The 16,342-nt window shown below is 63.2% G+C and carries 9 protein-coding genes; 5 read left to right on the top strand and 4 right to left on the bottom strand.

What is annotated here, in order from left to right:
• The first annotated feature begins 104 nt into the window (after window positions 1-104).
• From ACI2KS_RS12370 to ACI2KS_RS12350, 5 genes are all read left to right on the top strand, one after another.
• Window positions 105-2,453, top strand: coding sequence for an FdhF/YdeP family oxidoreductase (locus ACI2KS_RS12370; RefSeq protein WP_404620485.1), 2,349 nt, complete (start codon window positions 105-107; stop codon window positions 2,451-2,453).
• A gap of 146 nt (window positions 2,454-2,599) precedes the next feature.
• Complete coding sequence (locus tag ACI2KS_RS12365; protein WP_404620483.1) at window positions 2,600-2,899, top strand: hypothetical protein; 300 nt, start codon at window positions 2,600-2,602, stop codon at window positions 2,897-2,899.
• A gap of 10 nt (window positions 2,900-2,909) precedes the next feature.
• Complete coding sequence (locus ACI2KS_RS12360) at window positions 2,910-3,176, top strand: hypothetical protein (protein WP_404620481.1); 267 nt, start codon at window positions 2,910-2,912, stop codon at window positions 3,174-3,176.
• Between the two features lie 109 nt (window positions 3,177-3,285).
• Entirely contained in the window at window positions 3,286-3,519 is a 234-nt protein-coding gene (locus ACI2KS_RS12355) for a hypothetical protein (protein ID WP_404620479.1), read from the top strand.
• A gap of 164 nt (window positions 3,520-3,683) precedes the next feature.
• Complete coding sequence (locus tag ACI2KS_RS12350; RefSeq protein ID WP_404620478.1) at window positions 3,684-5,477, top strand: thiamine pyrophosphate-requiring protein; 1,794 nt, start codon at window positions 3,684-3,686, stop codon at window positions 5,475-5,477.
• Window positions 5,478-5,533: 56 nt separating this feature from the next.
• Here the strand turns inward: ACI2KS_RS12350 and ACI2KS_RS12345 are convergent, their stop codons facing one another.
• The 4 genes from ACI2KS_RS12345 to ACI2KS_RS12330 all read right to left on the bottom strand — a co-directional run bounded on the left by ACI2KS_RS12345 (window position 5,534) and on the right by ACI2KS_RS12330 (window position 16,085).
• On the bottom strand, window positions 5,534-5,776 hold the full coding sequence (locus ACI2KS_RS12345) for a hypothetical protein (protein WP_404620476.1): 243 nt from the start codon (window positions 5,774-5,776) through the stop codon (window positions 5,534-5,536).
• Between the two features lie 79 nt (window positions 5,777-5,855).
• Complete coding sequence (locus tag ACI2KS_RS12340; RefSeq protein ID WP_404620474.1) at window positions 5,856-6,098, bottom strand: hypothetical protein; 243 nt, start codon at window positions 6,096-6,098, stop codon at window positions 5,856-5,858.
• A 539-nt stretch (window positions 6,099-6,637) separates the two neighbouring features.
• A complete protein-coding gene (locus tag ACI2KS_RS12335) occupies window positions 6,638-7,363 on the bottom strand; it encodes a Crp/Fnr family transcriptional regulator (protein WP_404620472.1) in 726 nt (241 codons plus the stop codon).
• Window positions 7,364-7,436: 73 nt separating this feature from the next.
• The gene (locus ACI2KS_RS12330; protein ID WP_404620471.1) at window positions 7,437-16,085 is read right to left on the bottom strand and encodes a GH36-type glycosyl hydrolase domain-containing protein; all 8,649 of its coding nucleotides are present in this window, start codon (window positions 16,083-16,085) and stop codon (window positions 7,437-7,439) included.
• Window positions 16,086-16,342: the final 257 nt, after the last annotated feature.

Raw genomic sequence — 16,342 nt, 5'->3', positions numbered from 1 at the left:
TCGCCGAGTGCCGGCGAACCATGAAAAGGCGCCCATGGCCGGGAATCCGGCCTCGGGCATTCGGGTATCCAGTACACAGGCCTACTGCCAAGCGAGAGCGTTCAATGCGGCTTATCCATTCCACCGCCCATTACAGTCCCTATACCTCGGCAGCCGGAGGCTGGGGCTCGGCCCGTTCGGTGATGAGCATCCTGTGGCGCGAGCAGGCGCTTTTAAAAGCGCCGCAGGCCTTGCTCAGACAGAACAAACCCAAGGGTTTTGCCTGCGTCAGTTGCGCCTGGGCCAAACCCGGTAACCCGCACGCACTGGAGTTTTGTGAGAATGGCGCCAAGGCCACCGCCTGGGAGCTGACGTCGCTGCGCACCGGTCCTGATTTTTTCGAGCAGCACAGCCTCAGTCAATTGCGCGACTGGAGCGATTACGCGCTGGAGCAGCATGGCCGGCTCACCCACCCCATGCGCTACGACGCCCAATCCGATCATTACCGCCCGACGAGTTGGGAAGAGGCTTACCGCAGCATCGGCGCCAGGCTGAAAACCCTGGCGGCCGATGAGGTGGTGTTCTATGCCTCCGGCCGCGCCTCGCTGGAGGCATCGTTCATGTACCAGCTGTTCGCCCGCGCCTACGGCACCAACAACCTGCCGGACAGCTCGAACATGTGCCACGAGAGCACCTCGGTGGGTTTGCAGGAAAGCATCGGGGTGCCGGTGGGCACGGTGACGCTGGCCGATTTCGAGCATACCGATTGCATTTTCTTCTTTGGCCAGAATGTCGGCAGCAACAGCCCGCGGATGCTCCATCCGTTGCAGGAAGCGCGCAAGCGCCAAGTGCCGATCATCACCTTCAATCCCATTCGTGAAAGAGGCCTGGAGCGTTTCGTCAATCCACAATCACCGATTGAAATGCTGGGCCCTGAATCGACCGTGATCAGTACCCAGTACCACCAGGTGGCGATTGGCGGCGACACCGCAGCGGTCATGGGCATGGCCAAAGCCCTGTTGGAAATGGATCGCCTGGCACTGGCGGAGCAACGCGCCGCCGTGCTGGATCATGAGTTCATCGCCCAACATACCGAACACTTTCAGGCCTTTGTCGGCGAAGTTGAAAGCCACTCCTGGGAGGCATTGGAGCAACGGTCGGGCCTGGGCCGCAGCGCCATGGAAGCCGCCGCCACGGTCTATGCGCGCAGCCAGCGGGTGATGGTGATCTACGGCATGGGCATGACCCAGCATCGCCACGGCGTGGAAAACGTACAGATGCTGGTCAACCTGCTGCTGTTGCGCGGCAATATCGGCAAGCGCGGCGCCGGTATCTGCCCGGTGCGCGGCCATTCCAACGTGCAGGGCCAGCGCACTGTGGGCATCACCGAGGATCCGGCCAAGGTGCCCGGCGACAAGATCGAGCAGCTGTTCGGCTTCAGTGTTCCTTCACGCAAGGGACTGGCCACCGTGGATACCTGTGAAGGCATGCTCGATGGCAGCGTCAAGGGTTTCATTGGCCTGGGCGGGAATTTTCTCCGGGCGGTGCCTGACACCGGCCGCATGGAGCCTGCCTGGTCGAAGCTGCAACTCAATGTGCAGGTGGCGACCAAGCTCAATCGCAGCCATTTGCTGCCGGGTGCCGACGCCTGGCTGTTGCCGTGTCTGGGCCGTATCGAAATGGACCGCCAGGACGGCCGCGAGCAGGTGTACAGCACCGAAGACAGCACCGGTTGCATCCGCGCCTGGCAGGGCACTAGCGAACCTGCTGGCGAACAGCTGCGATCGGAAGTGGCAATCATTGCGGGTCTGGCCCAGGCGACACTCGACGCCAGCGTCCGAATTCCCTGGGAGTCATGGCGACAGGATTACGCGTTGATACGCGCAGCCATTGCCCAGGTGTACCCGCAGATCTTCCATGACATGGAGACCCGCATGTGGGAGCCCGGTGGTTTTCACCGCCCGATTGCCGCGAGCCAGCGCAAGTGGGAGACCGAATCCGGCAAGGCGCAGTTCATTGCCCCGCGCAAGCTCGACGAAGACGATGACGTCTCGCCCGCCCACGGTGCCCACGACGTGATCCAGTTGATGACGCTGCGCAGCAATGACCAGTTCAACACCACGGTATATGGCTATGACGATCGCTTCCGCGGTGTGCATGGCACCCGCAGCGTGGTTTTCCTCAATCGCAGCGACATCATCCGGCTGGGCTTTGCCGCCGGGGACTGGGTGCTGTTGCGCACGGCGATCGAGCCCCAGGTGCTGCGCCAGGTCGGGCCGTTGCAGATCATCGCCTACGACATCCCGCAAGGTTGCGGCGCGGCCTACTATCCAGAGTGCAACCCGCTCGTGCCGCTCTGGCACCACGCGCAACGCAGCAAGGTCCCGGCCGCCAAATCAGTGCCCGTGACGCTGCATGCGGCGCCGGCACAGGCTCATGAACGTGAATTGCCCAAGACCGATCAAGTGATCTGACTGCGGTCGTTGGCGCTGCAGGGCGGCGCCACGGCTTTCGATGCGCCGCCGTGATCATCCGTCGGATTTAAGCGCATTGAGCGTTGACCGCTGCCCTGGCCTCGAGTTAACTGTATATAAATACAGTGTTGTCGAGCAGGACGATCATGCAGTTTCTCATTACCCCCAGGCGCAACCGAGGCGTCGCGCTGCCCATGGTGCCCGCCAGGCGCACAACGGCTCTGCGGGGCGAGCTGATCATCACTAACCGAAGCTGTGAGCACCTGAACAGGCATTCCAATGTGGCCAGTCTATGGCCGATGCATGGCACAGCCGCGTTGTTGCTGCCCGAGCTTTACGACGCCTCGGTGTCGGCGATGGCCCGCGAAGGCTTCACATTGAGTGGCATCGAGTTCGACGGCGAACGCTGGTACGCGCAGTCATGGTGGTGTCGGGCAATTGAGTAAGGGGCACGGATTGAACAGTCAAGACATCAAGAACCGGGAGCTTGAGCTATGGAACATCCTGCTCAATCACGAGGGACGCAGAGAACTGGCCATCGACCAGTGGAGTGGCGAGTTGGTGGGTCATGCGATGGCCCTGGCCAGGCTTGGTGTGATCGATGCACAGGAACTGCAGGACATGCTCGAGTATGCTGACGCGGCGTACAGCCACGTGATCGAAGAGAAACACACTCGCGAATGGGAGTGCCAGACGGGTCGCCTTCAGCCATGTGCCGGGTGAGCCAGGCGCCGGGTGGTGATGGGCTGTCTGTCACTCAGGCGCCGCAGCAAAGGAATTTCGCACGCCAGTGCCGGTCGACCGTAACGAATAATAAAAAGGGAGTTGTGCCATGAGTTGCCTGATATGTGCCGGGCCAGCAGAGCGGGTGGTTTGCTCTGGCAACTGGGAAGAAAGGAAATGCGGTGAGTGCGGCCACTATCGAATCCCCGATTCGCTGGTGCTGGCGCTCATGGATCAAGGTCAGATCTTCGATATCCCCAAGGCGCGCGCCTATCTGATGAGTCAGCGCGCCGCGTCCATGGTGCCAAGCATCGATTCTGTGGACGGTCTGCTGCATCCGTGAAGCCCGTTGCCGATTCAATCGGCCGTCAGTTCGCCGTTTGCCGGGGCGGCGGCTCCTCAATCAGTCGAAACTTCGAAGTTGCCTCTACTGTCCAGACGTAACACCTCAAGCACCGCGAACGTGCCTTGAGAACGTACTGCGAACTGGCAAACGCGAGGATCTGGATGATGAAGACAGTAGGGGACTTTCTGGTCGAGCGACTGAGTGAATGGGGCGTCACGCGGATTTTCGGCTACCCGGGGGACGGCATCAACAGCGTGTTCGGTGCGCTCGCCCGGGCTGACGGCAAGATTGAGTTCGTCCAGGCCCGGCACGAGGAAATGGCCGCTTTCATGGCCTCTGCCCACGCCAAATTCACCGGCGAGCTGGGTGTCTGCATCGCCACCTCCGGGCCTGGCGCTTCACACTTGATCACCGGACTCTACGATGCGCGCATGGACCATATGCCGGTATTGGCCATCGTCGGGCAACAGGCGCGCAACGCCTTGGGCGGTCATTACCAGCAGGAACTGGACCTGGTTTCGATGTTCAAGGACGTGGCCGGTGCGTTTGTCCAGCAAGCTTCAGCCCCTGCACAAGTGCGTCATCTGATTGACCGGGCGGTTCGCACCGCCGTCGGCGAGCGTCGGGTGACGGCAATCATTCTGCCTAACGATCTGCAGGAAGCCGAATACAAGGCGCCAGCCCGGGCCCATGGCACGGTGCATTCGGGCGTCGGTTACAGCAAACCCAAAGTGCTGCCGTACGAGGCTGACCTGCAACGGGCCGCCGATGTCCTCAACGCGGGCGAAAAAGTCGCGATACTGGTCGGCGCTGGCGCCTTGGGCGCGACCGATCAGGTGATCGAAGTCGCCGAAAAGCTTGGGGCAGGGGTGGCCAAGGCCCTGCTCGGTAAAGCGGTGCTGTCCGACGAGCTGCCGTGGGTCACTGGCAGCATCGGATTGCTCGGCACCGAGCCCAGCTACAAGCTGATGACCGAGTGCGACACCTTGCTGATGATCGGCTCCGGGTTCCCGTATTCGGAATTCCTGCCCAAGGAGGGTCAGGCGCGCGGCGTACAAATCGACCTGCAACCCGACATGCTCAGCCTGCGCTACCCGATGGAAGTCAATCTGGTCGGTGATGCGGCCGAAACCCTCGCAGCGCTTGCGCCGTTGCTTGAGCATAAAACCCAGCGCAAATGGCGCAAGAAGGTCGAAGGCTGGCGGGCGACCTGGGACAAGACGCTGACCAGGCGCGCCTTGGTCAAAGCCGATCCGATCAACCCGCAGCGGGTGGTCCACGAGCTTTCACCGCGGCTGCCTGACGCATCGATCATCACCAGTGACTCCGGCTCGTGCGCCAACTGGTACGCGCGGGATCTGAAAATCCGTCCGGGGATGAAATGCTCGCTCTCCGGTGGACTGGCCTCGATGGGCGCCGCGGTGCCTTACGCCATCGCCGCCAAGTTCGCTTTCCCGCAGCGGCCGGTGATTGCCCTGGTCGGTGATGGCGCGATGCAGATGAACAACATGGCCGAGCTGATCACCGTCGCCAAATACTGGCGGCAATGGCAAAGCCCGAAATGGATCTGCGCCGTCTTCAACAACGAGGACCTTAATCAGGTCACCTGGGAGCAGCGGGTGATGGAGGGCGATCCGAAGTTCGAGGCCTCGCAGAATATCCCCGACGTGCCCTATCACCTGTTTGCGATTTCCATCGGTTTGAAGGGCATCTTCGTCGATCGCGAGGATCAGGTCGCGGCTGCCTGGGAACAGGCTTTGGCGTCCGATGTGCCGGTGCTGATCGAATTCAAGACCGATCCCGATGTACCGCCACTTCCACCGCACATCAAGCTGGAGCAGGCGAAGAAGTTCGCCTCCACCTTGCTTCAGGGCGATCCTGATGAGGCGGGGGTGATCGTGCAAACCGCCAAACAAGTGCTCAGTGCGGTGTTGCCCGGCAGTTCGAAAAAATAACCCTCAGGCTGTCGCCACCCCTGATCGGCTGGAATGGCCAACGGGGCTGAAAATCTCTACAGCTTGGCGATATCCCCGGTGGCTTCGGCCACCGTGGCGAGGGTGTCCTCCATGCTGACAATCGAGGTCTGCAGCTCAGCAAAGCACTGCGACAGCGATTGCCGCGAGTCGACCGTCTGTTGGCCCTTGAGCGTACTGACCTGCGCAAGCTCGATCTGCTCCAACTCTTCCACCGCTTTGCGAAGGGTGCGCAATTGTGATGCGATGCCGATGATATGTCGCTCGCTTGCCTTGCTCATGAATCCTCCGGCGGGGCAATGGTCGATGTAAAGATAGCCCGTGGTAACGGCCCCGCCAGAGCAGGGCCTGTTGCGCACCCTAGCGGGGATTGGGCTGGTCATCAAACTCGGCATTGTCGACGTCGACGTCTGTCATTTCCTGCTGTACAGGCGCCTCGTCATCGGTCTCGAGAGGGATTTCTCCCTCGTTATCCGGAAGCTCATCGACCCCTGGAGCGTCGCTCGGGTTGACGTCGGTACGTCCGGGGGAGAGTGGATCGGGAGTCGATGGCAGCGGGTCATCGCCACCCATACCGCCTTGAAGCCTGGTCTCTGATTTCATGACAACCTCCTGGCCCAGCGTTGTGCCGTGCATGTAGCTTGGAATTTGTCTCTGAGCCGTTGTTCGGCCTGGGTGACTGACGGTCATCCGGGGCGCCGATGTAGACGCACCCGCGCATCCCGATCGTGCGATGCACGCCGGCCGGTATAGCCAAAGGCTTACACGCCGTGGAGCGAACTGGCCGTATACGGACTGCCGCCGACGTCATATATTGGATCCATCGAACGAAGCGCAGGAAGTGCTTCGGGGATCACGGATGATCTGCCATGGCCCGGAAGGCTGCTGACAGGATGTTGGAATGGCGTTGATAGAAAAGAACCCGCTCAGGCGGGTTTTTTATTGCCTGCGATAAAGCCACCGTCGGCAAGCCCTGCTGCTACAGATGCCGGGGCGCACCGCAAATCGACAGACACAAATCCCCCGCGGCGCGCTGAATATCGGCAAACAGACAATCGCCTGCGGGATGCCGAATATCGGCAATCACACGACCCCTGTAGCAGTCCGGCTTGCCGGCGGTGGCGATCGTAAACGCGCCGCCGTTATTCATCCTGACGCCGTGTGTAGTGCAGCAGGCGGTCGGTCTCGGTCTTGACCACCAGGTAGCACTCGCAGCTGAGGCGCTCCAGACGCGGCCGGTCGAGCACCGTGATCTGCCCACGGCTGTACTCGATCACGCCCTGGCGTTGCAGCTTGCCGGCCGCTTCGGTCACGCCTTCGCGGCGCACCCCGAGCATGTTGGCGATCAGCTCCTGAGTCATGTTCAGCTTGTTGCCGTGCAGTCGGTCAAGCGACAACAGCAGCCAGCGGCACAGTTGTTGATCGATGGTGTGATGCCGGTTGCACAGCGCGGTCTGCGACATCTGCGTGATCAGCGCCTGGGTGTAGCGCAGCATCAGCAACAGCAGGTCGCCGTGGCGGTTGAACTCGGTCTTGAGCCTCTGCCCCGGCAGGCGGAAGGCAACCCCGGCACTCTGCACCACCGCCCGGCTGGAGGTGCTTTCTCCGCCCATGAACAGCGCGATGCCGATCAGCCCTTCGTTGCCGACCACGGCGATTTCTGCCGAGGAGCCGTTTTCCGTGACATGCAGCAGGGAAACGATGACGTCGGTGGGAAAGTACACGTGGCGCAGGGTGTCTCCTGGCTCATAGAGCACATCGCCCAGCGCCAGGCTGACTTGCTCCAGGTGCGGCGTCAGGCGCCGCAGGTCATCGGCCGGGAGCGCCGCCAGCAGATGGTTGTCGCTTGGCTGGGGTGAGGCTTGCATGACGGTGCACCTGGCGGCAGAGGAGTGACCGGCTCAGCGTACTCCTGTGCACGCCAGGTCCGGGGAGTGATCGCTATTTATCGACAGCAGGTGCAAATTCCAGCGCCCGGGGTCGCGGTGCCCGGGCGCCGCAGTCCACCTGCACCCAATGCTCGGCCCCATCGTCGTCAAGGTGCACGGCATTGCCGCTCAAGGGGTGGCCGTCCACGGTCAGGGAGGTGACGGCCGAACTGCCCTGGCGCACATCGAAGTGGTAAAGGCTCTTGCCCAGGTGGTAATGCAGCGTGAAACCCGGCCAGTCGGCCGGCATCAGCGGCTCTATCGTCAGCGTCTGGCCGCTGCGTTGCACGCCCAGCAGCGACTCGACGATCAAGCGGTACATCCAGCCAGCGGAGCCGGTGTACCAGGTCCAGCCACCGCGTCCTGCATGCGGCGCCGTGCCATAGACATCGGCCGCCATCACATAAGGCTCGACCTTGTAGGTGTCGATCCGTGCGTTGTTGGCGGGGTCGGCAGGATTGATCAGGTGCAGCACCTCCCAGGCCTTGGCGACGTCACCCAATCGGGCATAGGCCATGCCGGCCCAGACCGCAGCGTGGGTGTACTGACCGCCGTTCTCGCGTACGCCCGGCACATAGCCCTTGATATACCCAGGGTCCAGGACACCCTTGTCGAAGGGCGGATCAAGCAGTAGCACCGCGCGGATATCGCGTTTGATCAGATACGCGTCCAGTGATTGCATGGCCTGGACCTGGCGTGCCGCCGATCCGGCCCCGGACAGCACCGACCAGCTTTGCGCGATGGAGTCGATGCGGCATTCTTCGTTGCTTGCCGAGCCCAGCAACTGGCCGTCATCGAACCAGGCGCGTCGATACCAGGCGCCATCCCAGGCATTGCGCTCAAGGCTGCCGCGCAGCGCCTGCGCGTTGTCGCTGCAACGCCGGGAGAACGCGTGATCGCCGTGCAGGCGGGCGGTCCGCGCAAACTGCTCCAGCACCTGATAGCTGAAGAACCCCAGCCACACGCTTTCCCCGGTGCCCAGATGGCCGACCCGGTTCATGCCGTCGTTCCAGTCGCCGCTGCCCATCAGCGGCAGCCCGTGCTGACCGCGTCGCATGCTGTGCTCGATGGCCCGCACGCAATGCTGGTATAGCGTCTCGCGCAGGTGCGAGGTTGCTGGCAGGTCGTAATAGGATTCTTCACCCGTGGCCAGGGCACGGCCTTCCAGATACCCCGCCGCTTCATCGAGCACCGCCACATCTGCAGTGATCTCGACGTAGCGGCTGGTGGCAGCCACCAGCCACAGGAAGTCGTCCGAGCAGGCGGTGCGCACCCCGCGGTTCATCGGTGGATGCCACCAGTGCTGTACATCGCCTTCGGCGTACTGCCGGCTGGCGCAGAGCAACAGATGCGCGCGCACCGCCTCCGGGTCGGCGTGAACCATGGCCATGCTGTCTTGCAACTGATCACGAAAGCCGATGGCACCGCCGGACTGGTAATAGCCGCTGCGCGCCTGGAAACGGCAGGCAATGACCTGATACATCAGCCAGCCATTGACCATGACGTCGACCGCCGGGGCAGGGGTCTGGATACGGATCACCCCGAGCAGGGATCGCCAGTGCTCGCGCACCCTCTGCAATTCCATCGCTGCCGCCTGAGTGCCTCTGAAACGCTGGACCAGCTGCGTCGCGGCCTGGGTCGACGTGTGCGCACCCAGGCGCAGAATGACCTCCTGACTCTGGCCATCGCTGAGTTCAACCGCCACTTGCAACGCGGCGCAAGGGTCCAGGCCGCCGCCTATGCGCCCGGACAACCCGGCATGGCGCATTGCGGCCGGCGACGCCAATGTGCCGCTGCGGCCAATGAATTCGGTGCGGTCGCCGCTGATACTGTGATCCAGGGTGTCGGTGTCGAAGAATGCCACCCGTTCGGAAAACTCCACCGAGTAGGCATTGCGCGCAAACAGCGCGCCGCTGACCGGATCCGACTGGGTGACCACATGCATCGCCGACTTGCTGCGCAGATCGCCCAGCACCCATTCGACGTAGCCGGTGACCGACAGTGAGCGAGGGCGCCCGGAGCGGTTGCTCAACACCAGGCGCGAGAACTTGATCGGTGCGTCCAATGCCACGTAGATCCACAGTTCGCTGTGGATGCCGTCCTCCTGATGTTCGAACACGCTGTAGCCAAAGCCGTGGCGGGTCAGGTACGGACCCGCGCCAGGGCAGGGCTGCGGCGCGGCGGACCAGAAGTGCCCGGTCTCTTCATCGCGCAGATAGATGGCCTCGCCACTGCGATCGGTGACCGGATCGTTGTGCCAGGGGGTCAGGCGAAACTCATGGGCATTTTCGGCCCAGGAGTAGGCGCCGCCGGTTTCCGAGACCACGCTGCCGAACTGGGCGTTGGCCAGCACGTTGACCCATGGCGTGGGGGTGGGTTGGCCGGCTTGCGCATGGATGAGGTATTCGCTGCCATCGGCGTTGAAACCGCCGTAAGCGTTGCCCAGCAGCAGCGCTGCGCTGTTCGGCTGTGGCCGGGCTGGCGCTGGCAGGTAGGGGCGACTCGCGACGAATGGCGGATGTGCGGTGGAGACCCGGCGCCGGTGGACCTGCTCGGCCAGGGTGCCAAAGCCTTCACTGAGCACCAGCCTGGCCACCGACAGGATCAGCACACGGTCCTCGTTGGACAGCTGCTGCGCCGGACGCACGAAAATGCCCCCTGGACGATCCATCAGGGTGGCTTCGCTGCCGGAGGTGATCAGGCCCATGATTGCGTCTTGCAGTTGCTGACGATAGCCGGCCTGATCCTCGTTCCAGATCAACAGATCGACCACCAGGCCCTTCTGCCGCCAGTAGGCGTGCGCCTGGATCAACTGGCGCACCAGTTCGATGTTGTCCAGGCTGGAAATCTGCAACAGGACGATCGGCAGATCGCCGGAGATGGACTGCCCCCATAGCCCCGACTGGTTGCGCCGGTTGGCGATCAGCACGGCGCTGTCGGCGCGCAGCGAGGTGTTGGCGTACAACAGCGAGGAGGCCATCTGCTCGAACAGGCGGGCGTCGGCGACCGACGCATTGAGCTGGCGCAGCAACACCTGGCTGTGGGTCCATGACAAATCGAAGACCCGGTCGGCCAGGTGCCGGTCACGGTATTTATTGATCAGCGACAGGCAATCCTGGCGGCTGTCAGCGACCCCGGTGACCAGGTCGATGGTGGCTTGCTGGCCGGGCTGCAAGGTGATCCGGCAGCGGATCGCAACCACCGGATCAAGCACCGGCCCGGCGCTGCCCGACAGACGCTCGCAGTCGCCATCCAGTGCGATGGGCGCCACCAGGCTGCGGCCCCGGCCAATGAAGCGATTGCGATCGGTTTCGTATGAAATGGCATCGATATCCACCCCGTGCGCGGCCAGCAGATGGCACAGCCACGGCGTAGGTTCATCAACGGCACGCGGCCTGCGGCTGCAAACGATGGCCTGCAGCGCGGGCAGCAGTTCGGTCTGCACGAACAGCTTGCTGAACGCCGGGTGCATGGCATCGTTGCCGGGTGAGGTCAGCACCACCTCGGCGTAGGTGGTGATCTCCAGCGTCTTGGCCGATGGCGCCCGATTGGTGACGTGCAGGCGCCGCAGCTCGATGTCGTCCTCCGGCGAGACGACCACCTCCAGGTGGGTATCGAAGTCGAGGTTGCGGGCCCGGAATTCTGCCCGTGAGTCGCTGAAAATCGCCTCGTGGCTTTCTGGCCGTTGCAGCGTCGGCTGATGGGTCGCCGACCAGAAACTGCCGGTTTCGGTATCGCGCAAATAACAGAACATGCCCCAGTTGTCCTGGGTGATGTCCTCCTGCCAACGTGTCACCGCCATGTCGTTGCGGCGGCTGTAGCCACCGCCTGCGCTGGTGAGCATGACGTGATAGCGACCATTGGACAGCAGCTGCACGGCCGCACGCTTGCGCCCCGGATCGGCGAACACCCGAAGCCCCGGGTCCTGGCCGCCGTCGCCCAGCACCGGCGATTGCGCGGTTTGCAGGTATGGCGCAGCGGCCTTGGGTACGCGCTCCTGCAACAGCAGCAGGGCCGATTGCAGCGACGGATCAGCTTCGAAACGTCGCTGCATGGGGCGGTCAAGCAGCAGGCTGGTGACGGCCAGCAGGCTCATGCCCTGATGGTGAGCCATGAACGACTGCACCACCGCAAAGCGCTGCCCGCGAGGTAACCGGGCCTCGGTGTAGTCCACCGCTTCATACAGGCCAAAACGACCCTCCGAACCCTGCAGCGCCAGCCGTTGCAGGTTCTTGCAGGCAGCATCGGCATCGACCATCAAGGCCAGCGCGCTGGCATAGGGCGCAATCACGATGTCATCGCTCAGCCCGCGCTTGAGCCCCAGACCCTGCACGCCAAAGGCGCGGTACTGATAATTGAAATGGGCGTCCAGGGTGTAATAGCCAGATTCCGAGACGCCCCAGGGAATGCCCAGCGTGTTGCCATGGTCGATCTGCACCGCGACCGCCGCGCGACAGGTCTGGTCCAGCAGGCTGCCGTCGTAGTTGGGCATCACCAGCATGGGCATCAGGTATTCGAACATCGAGCCGGACCAGGACAGCAAGGTCGGCACGCCGGCATTTTCCCCCAGCAGCCTGCCCAGGGTGAACCAGGCGCGCTGAGGGATCTGGCCCTGGGCGATGACCACGTAATTGGTCAGCCGCACTTCGGACGCCAGCAGGTCGTAGTAACCGCTGTCCAAGCGCCGCTCCTGGGCGTTGTAGCCGATGACGAACAGGTCACGCTGGCTGTCGTAGAGCAGGGAGAAGTCCATTTGTGCCATGGAACTGGCCAGCAGCGCCAGGCGCTCGAGGGTATGCAGGCGTTCGCGGGCCAAGGCACGCATCTGTTCAAGCTGATGATGGTGCTCTGCGGCCCAGTCATCGGGGTTCAGCCAGGCCAACTGGCGCAAGGTGCAGGGCATCGGAGGTGTCCCGCTGAGCGCGGCCGGCAGGCGGAAGCGCAGCAGCTCTTCGGTCCAGTCGATGCACTGGCGGGTGAATGCATCGCGCCAGTAGAGGCTCTCTTCATCACTGCCCAGTTGTGCGCTCGAGACCATGACTCGGGCGGTATGCAGCAAATCAGCCAACGCGTCGGTGTCCTGCACGTGCGCCGCCTGGTCCAGGCCCTTGCGCAGTTGGTTGAGTGCATATTGATCCATGCCGGCCGCGCTCTGGGCCTGAGCCAGGGTGTCCAGGGTGTCGCGCAGCCCCTCGATCAATATCGGCCCGAACATCGGCGCGTCCGCCAGCTGTGCGAGCCCTGCGCGCAGGGTCAGTAACAAGCCGACCAGATTGCCGCTGTCGACGGTCGAGACGTAGTGCGGTCGCAGCGGCTCGCGGGTCTGGGTGTCGTACCAGTTATAGAAATGCTGCCGATGACGTTCCAGCCCGTTCATGCTGTCAAGCGAGGCCGAAAGCCTGGCCAGCAGGCGCTCGGTGCTCAGATAGCCGAAGTCATGTGCGGCCAGATGGGCCAGCAAGGACATGCCCATGTTGGTCGGCGAAGTGCGATGGGCAACGGCGTGCTTTGGCTCTTCCTGCACGTTGTCCGGTGGCAGCCAGTTATCTTGCGGGCCGACGTACTGATCGAAAAAAGCCCAGGTCTTGCGCGCCAGCACCCGCAGAAAGCGCAGTTCTTCAACGCCGGGAGTGAACACTGACTGCTCCGGCGCCGAACTCAGCCGCCAGGCAAGCCAGGGCCCGGCAAGCCACGCCAGCCAGAGCGGACTGGCAATGGCCAGTGTCAAGGGGTCGTCCGCCAGCAACACGATCACAATCGCCGACGCCAGCGGCGCGACCCACATTTGTCGATACAGCCCCGACAGCGTGTTGCCGGTGTTGCGTTCCACCTCTCGCGAAGGCTGCCATTGCAACAGCAGGCGTCGACTGAAGCCGACGCGCCACAGTGAGCGCAGGATGGCATCGGCGCTGTAGAACATCTCGAACGGCAGCCAGGCCAGGGTCAGGCAGGCGCGGGCCAGGTCCTGGCCCAGATCGTCCAGCAGCGCCTTGAGGTATTGCCAATAGGGCACGCCGGCAGGCGGTTGCATCAGCTCGGTCAGCGCACGCAGCAACGGCTGGATCACCAGCAGCCCCACGACGGTCAGGGTCCAGCCCAGCGGCTGGCTGCTGGCAAACCAGGCCCAGGCGAACATCATCAGGGTCGCCAAGGGTTCAAGGCTGCGTCGCAGGTTGTCGAGAATCTTCCAGCGCGCCATGACGCTGAGCCGGTTGCGCGCCCATTCGCCGCTGGCGTTGCGCGCCCAGGGTGACAACCAGGGCAGCAGTTGCCAGTCGCCGCGAATCCAGCGGTGCCGGCGCTTGACGTCCGCCCCATAGCGCGACGGGTATTGCTCGTACAGTTGCACATCGCTGAGCAGGCCGGATCGTGCGTAGCAACCCTCGATCAGGTCGTGGCTGAGGATCTGGTTATCCGGCAGGCAGCCCTCCAGCGCGCAGGTGAACGCATCGACGTCATAAATGCCCTTGCCAATGAAAGAGCCCTGCTGGAACAGATCCTGATAGACGTCCGACACCGCCCGGGTATACGGATCGACACCGGCGTCGCTGCCCATCAGCCGGGCGTAGATCGAGCGCGTGGCGCTGGTCAGGCTGATGCCGACGCGCGGTTGCAGTACCGCGTAGCCTGAAATGATCTGTTCACCCAGCGAGTCGAATAGCGGTCGGTTCAGCGGGTGCATCATCGCGGCCACGCACTGGCGAGCAACATCGCGCGGCAGCAGCGTATCGGTGTCCAGGCTGATGACGTAGCGCACTGCGCTCAGCGGGGTGATGTCACCGACGATGGCGCTGAAGCGGTCGCTGCCAATGCCGCGCAGCAAGGCATTGAGTTCAGTCAGCTTGCCGCGTTTACGCTCGTGCCCCATCCACGCCCGTTCCCCCGGGTTCCAGCGGCGCGGGCGGTGCAACAGGAAAAACCGGTCATCCACGCCTTTGCCGTATTTGCGGTTGAGCAGGGTAATGGCCCGTGACGCCTGGGCGATCAACTCATCGTCTTGCGCCTGTGTCTGTTGCGGCGCATCGAGGAAATCGGAGAGCAAGGCGAAATACAGGTTGCTGTCGCGGTTGGCAAGAAAACGCACCTCAAGGCCTTCGACCAGTTCATCGACATCCGCCAGGTTGGCGATCAGCGTCGGGATGACCACCAAAGTGCGCGCGTCGTCCGGGATGCCGTTGGCGTAATCCATCTTCGGCAGCACCGAGGGCAGCAGACTGAAGGTCACCAGCCAGTTGATCAGGCTCAGCGCCAGTCGGCTGGTCATGATCAGACAGGGCACCGCCAGCAGCAGGATGGCCATGTCCGGCACGCGGTCGCGATGCGCCGAGGCCAGCAAGGGCCAGGCAAAAACCAGCGTCAGCACACCGGCCGGCGCCAGGTAAAACAGCAGCGGCGAGTGCTGTAACAGACGTTTCCAGCGCTCATGCAGCGGCACACGGGCGTTGAGTTGCCGTTCCAGGATCGGCAGTCCGGCGCTGATCAGGTAGTAGCCGACGTGACGCGCCAGCACCTGACAGGAGACCGAGCCGGCCTGGGCCGTGGCCAGTTCGATGGCCAACCGTGCCACCTGGATTTCCGAGTGCTGCGGGCTGCGTCGGGCCAGGCGTTCAATGACGTGGCGATAGCTGTCGCGGGTGCTGAAATCCATGGTCCGATAGACCGCCGCAGGGTCTTCGCTGAGTATCTGCTCGACGTGGCTCATCGACTCGACGAATTCGCGCCAATCGGTGGCCGAAAGCTGACGCAGGCTGCCGATGCTGTTGCCGATGGACACCTGATCGGCAGCCTGCTGCTGCGCATCGAGTTGCACCTGGCGTTCGATACTGGAGCCTGTTTCGCCCAGCATCTGCTCGATCCAGTTCAGCGGCAGTGCCAGGGCCGCGCTCTGGCCCTGCAGACGGCGGGTGAATTCGGCCACGAAGGCGGCGGTCATCGGCGGGGCGGAGCGGGCCATGTCGGCGACGGTCAGCACCACGCTCTTGATGTCCTGTTCACAGGTCAGGATCAGACGCTCGGCCCAATCATCGGCCAGGTTGCGATCATCGGCATTGGCCATGACCCGGGAGGCGACTCGCCGCAGGTTTTCGATCAATGCCAGGCGCAGCATGATCGGTATCGCCCACAGCTCGCCCAACGCCAGCGGCATCACCGTCTGATAGGCCAGAATAAAGCGCGTCAGGCTTTGTTCGTCGACCCGGCCGTCGCCATGGGAAATGGTTTCCAGGGCGATGTCGTAGACCCGTGGCAGCCCGGCCGATGCCCCGTTGCTCAGGCGTGGCAACTCGCGGCTGTAGCCTTTGGGCAGGTGAGTCCGGGCGGTGCGAATGTGGTCTTCGATCAGGAAAAAATTGTCCAGCAGCCACTCGGCCGCAGGGGTTGCGCGTCGGGTCGACAGTTGCGCCTGGGCCAGGGCGGTGCAGCTGCGTTTGAGCAGACTTTCGTTGTCGTCCAGCCTGCGCAGCATCGAATCGCGGGCAGACAGCGCAGTCAGGCGATGCTGACCGGCCAGCGCAATGCCGTGACTGGCCATCTGATCGGCACTGAAAAGCTCCGAGCGCAGAATCGGCTCGTATTCGAATCGAGGTTGTGAAAATCGTCCGGCTCGGAAAAACCGGGGCGCGCGGGAAATCGCCCGCTGGATGCGTGTCCATATGCCGTTCATAGAGTCCTGTGCCCGAAACGCACGACTGCCATTGCGCGCATGTTAGGAAGCGCCGACGCCGAGCGCCAGCACCGGGAAGCGCCTTGTGGCACGTCGTCTTGCAGCCTTGAGTGTGGGGATTTTTCGCGGGGTTCGTCTGTGCGCTGGCGAACATAACCGCCCGCGAAAGCGTACGGCGCGTGCGCCAGAGCCTTGGGGCGCGGCCGGAAAACCGTGTCAGGAATGTCGCTGGATCTATATTGCGCAAGAACCCACCT

The sequence above is a fragment of the Pseudomonas sp. NPDC087358 genome, assembly GCF_044900785.1.
Classification (GTDB): domain Bacteria; phylum Pseudomonadota; class Gammaproteobacteria; order Pseudomonadales; family Pseudomonadaceae; genus Aquipseudomonas.
The sequence above is the reverse complement of the archived record's forward strand: the minus strand, read 5'-3'. Positions and strand labels throughout refer to the sequence as shown.

Excerpts from the sequence above, each read along its gene's own strand:
- ACI2KS_RS12370 (WP_404620485.1), top strand. The coding sequence starts at position 105 with ATGCGGCTTATCCATTCCACCGCCCATTACAGTCCCTATACCTCGGCA.
- ACI2KS_RS12365 (WP_404620483.1), top strand. The coding sequence starts at position 2,600 with ATGCAGTTTCTCATTACCCCCAGGCGCAACCGAGGCGTCGCGCTGCCC.
- ACI2KS_RS12355 (WP_404620479.1), top strand. The coding sequence starts at position 3,286 with ATGAGTTGCCTGATATGTGCCGGGCCAGCAGAGCGGGTGGTTTGCTCT.
- ACI2KS_RS12350 (WP_404620478.1), top strand. The coding sequence starts at position 3,684 with ATGATGAAGACAGTAGGGGACTTTCTGGTCGAGCGACTGAGTGAATGG.
- ACI2KS_RS12345 (WP_404620476.1), bottom strand. The coding sequence starts at position 5,776 with ATGAGCAAGGCAAGCGAGCGACATATCATCGGCATCGCATCACAATTG.
- ACI2KS_RS12340 (WP_404620474.1), bottom strand. The coding sequence starts at position 6,098 with ATGAAATCAGAGACCAGGCTTCAAGGCGGTATGGGTGGCGATGACCCG.
- ACI2KS_RS12335 (WP_404620472.1), bottom strand. The coding sequence starts at position 7,363 with ATGCAAGCCTCACCCCAGCCAAGCGACAACCATCTGCTGGCGGCGCTC.
- ACI2KS_RS12330 (WP_404620471.1), bottom strand. The coding sequence starts at position 16,085 with ATGAACGGCATATGGACACGCATCCAGCGGGCGATTTCCCGCGCGCCC.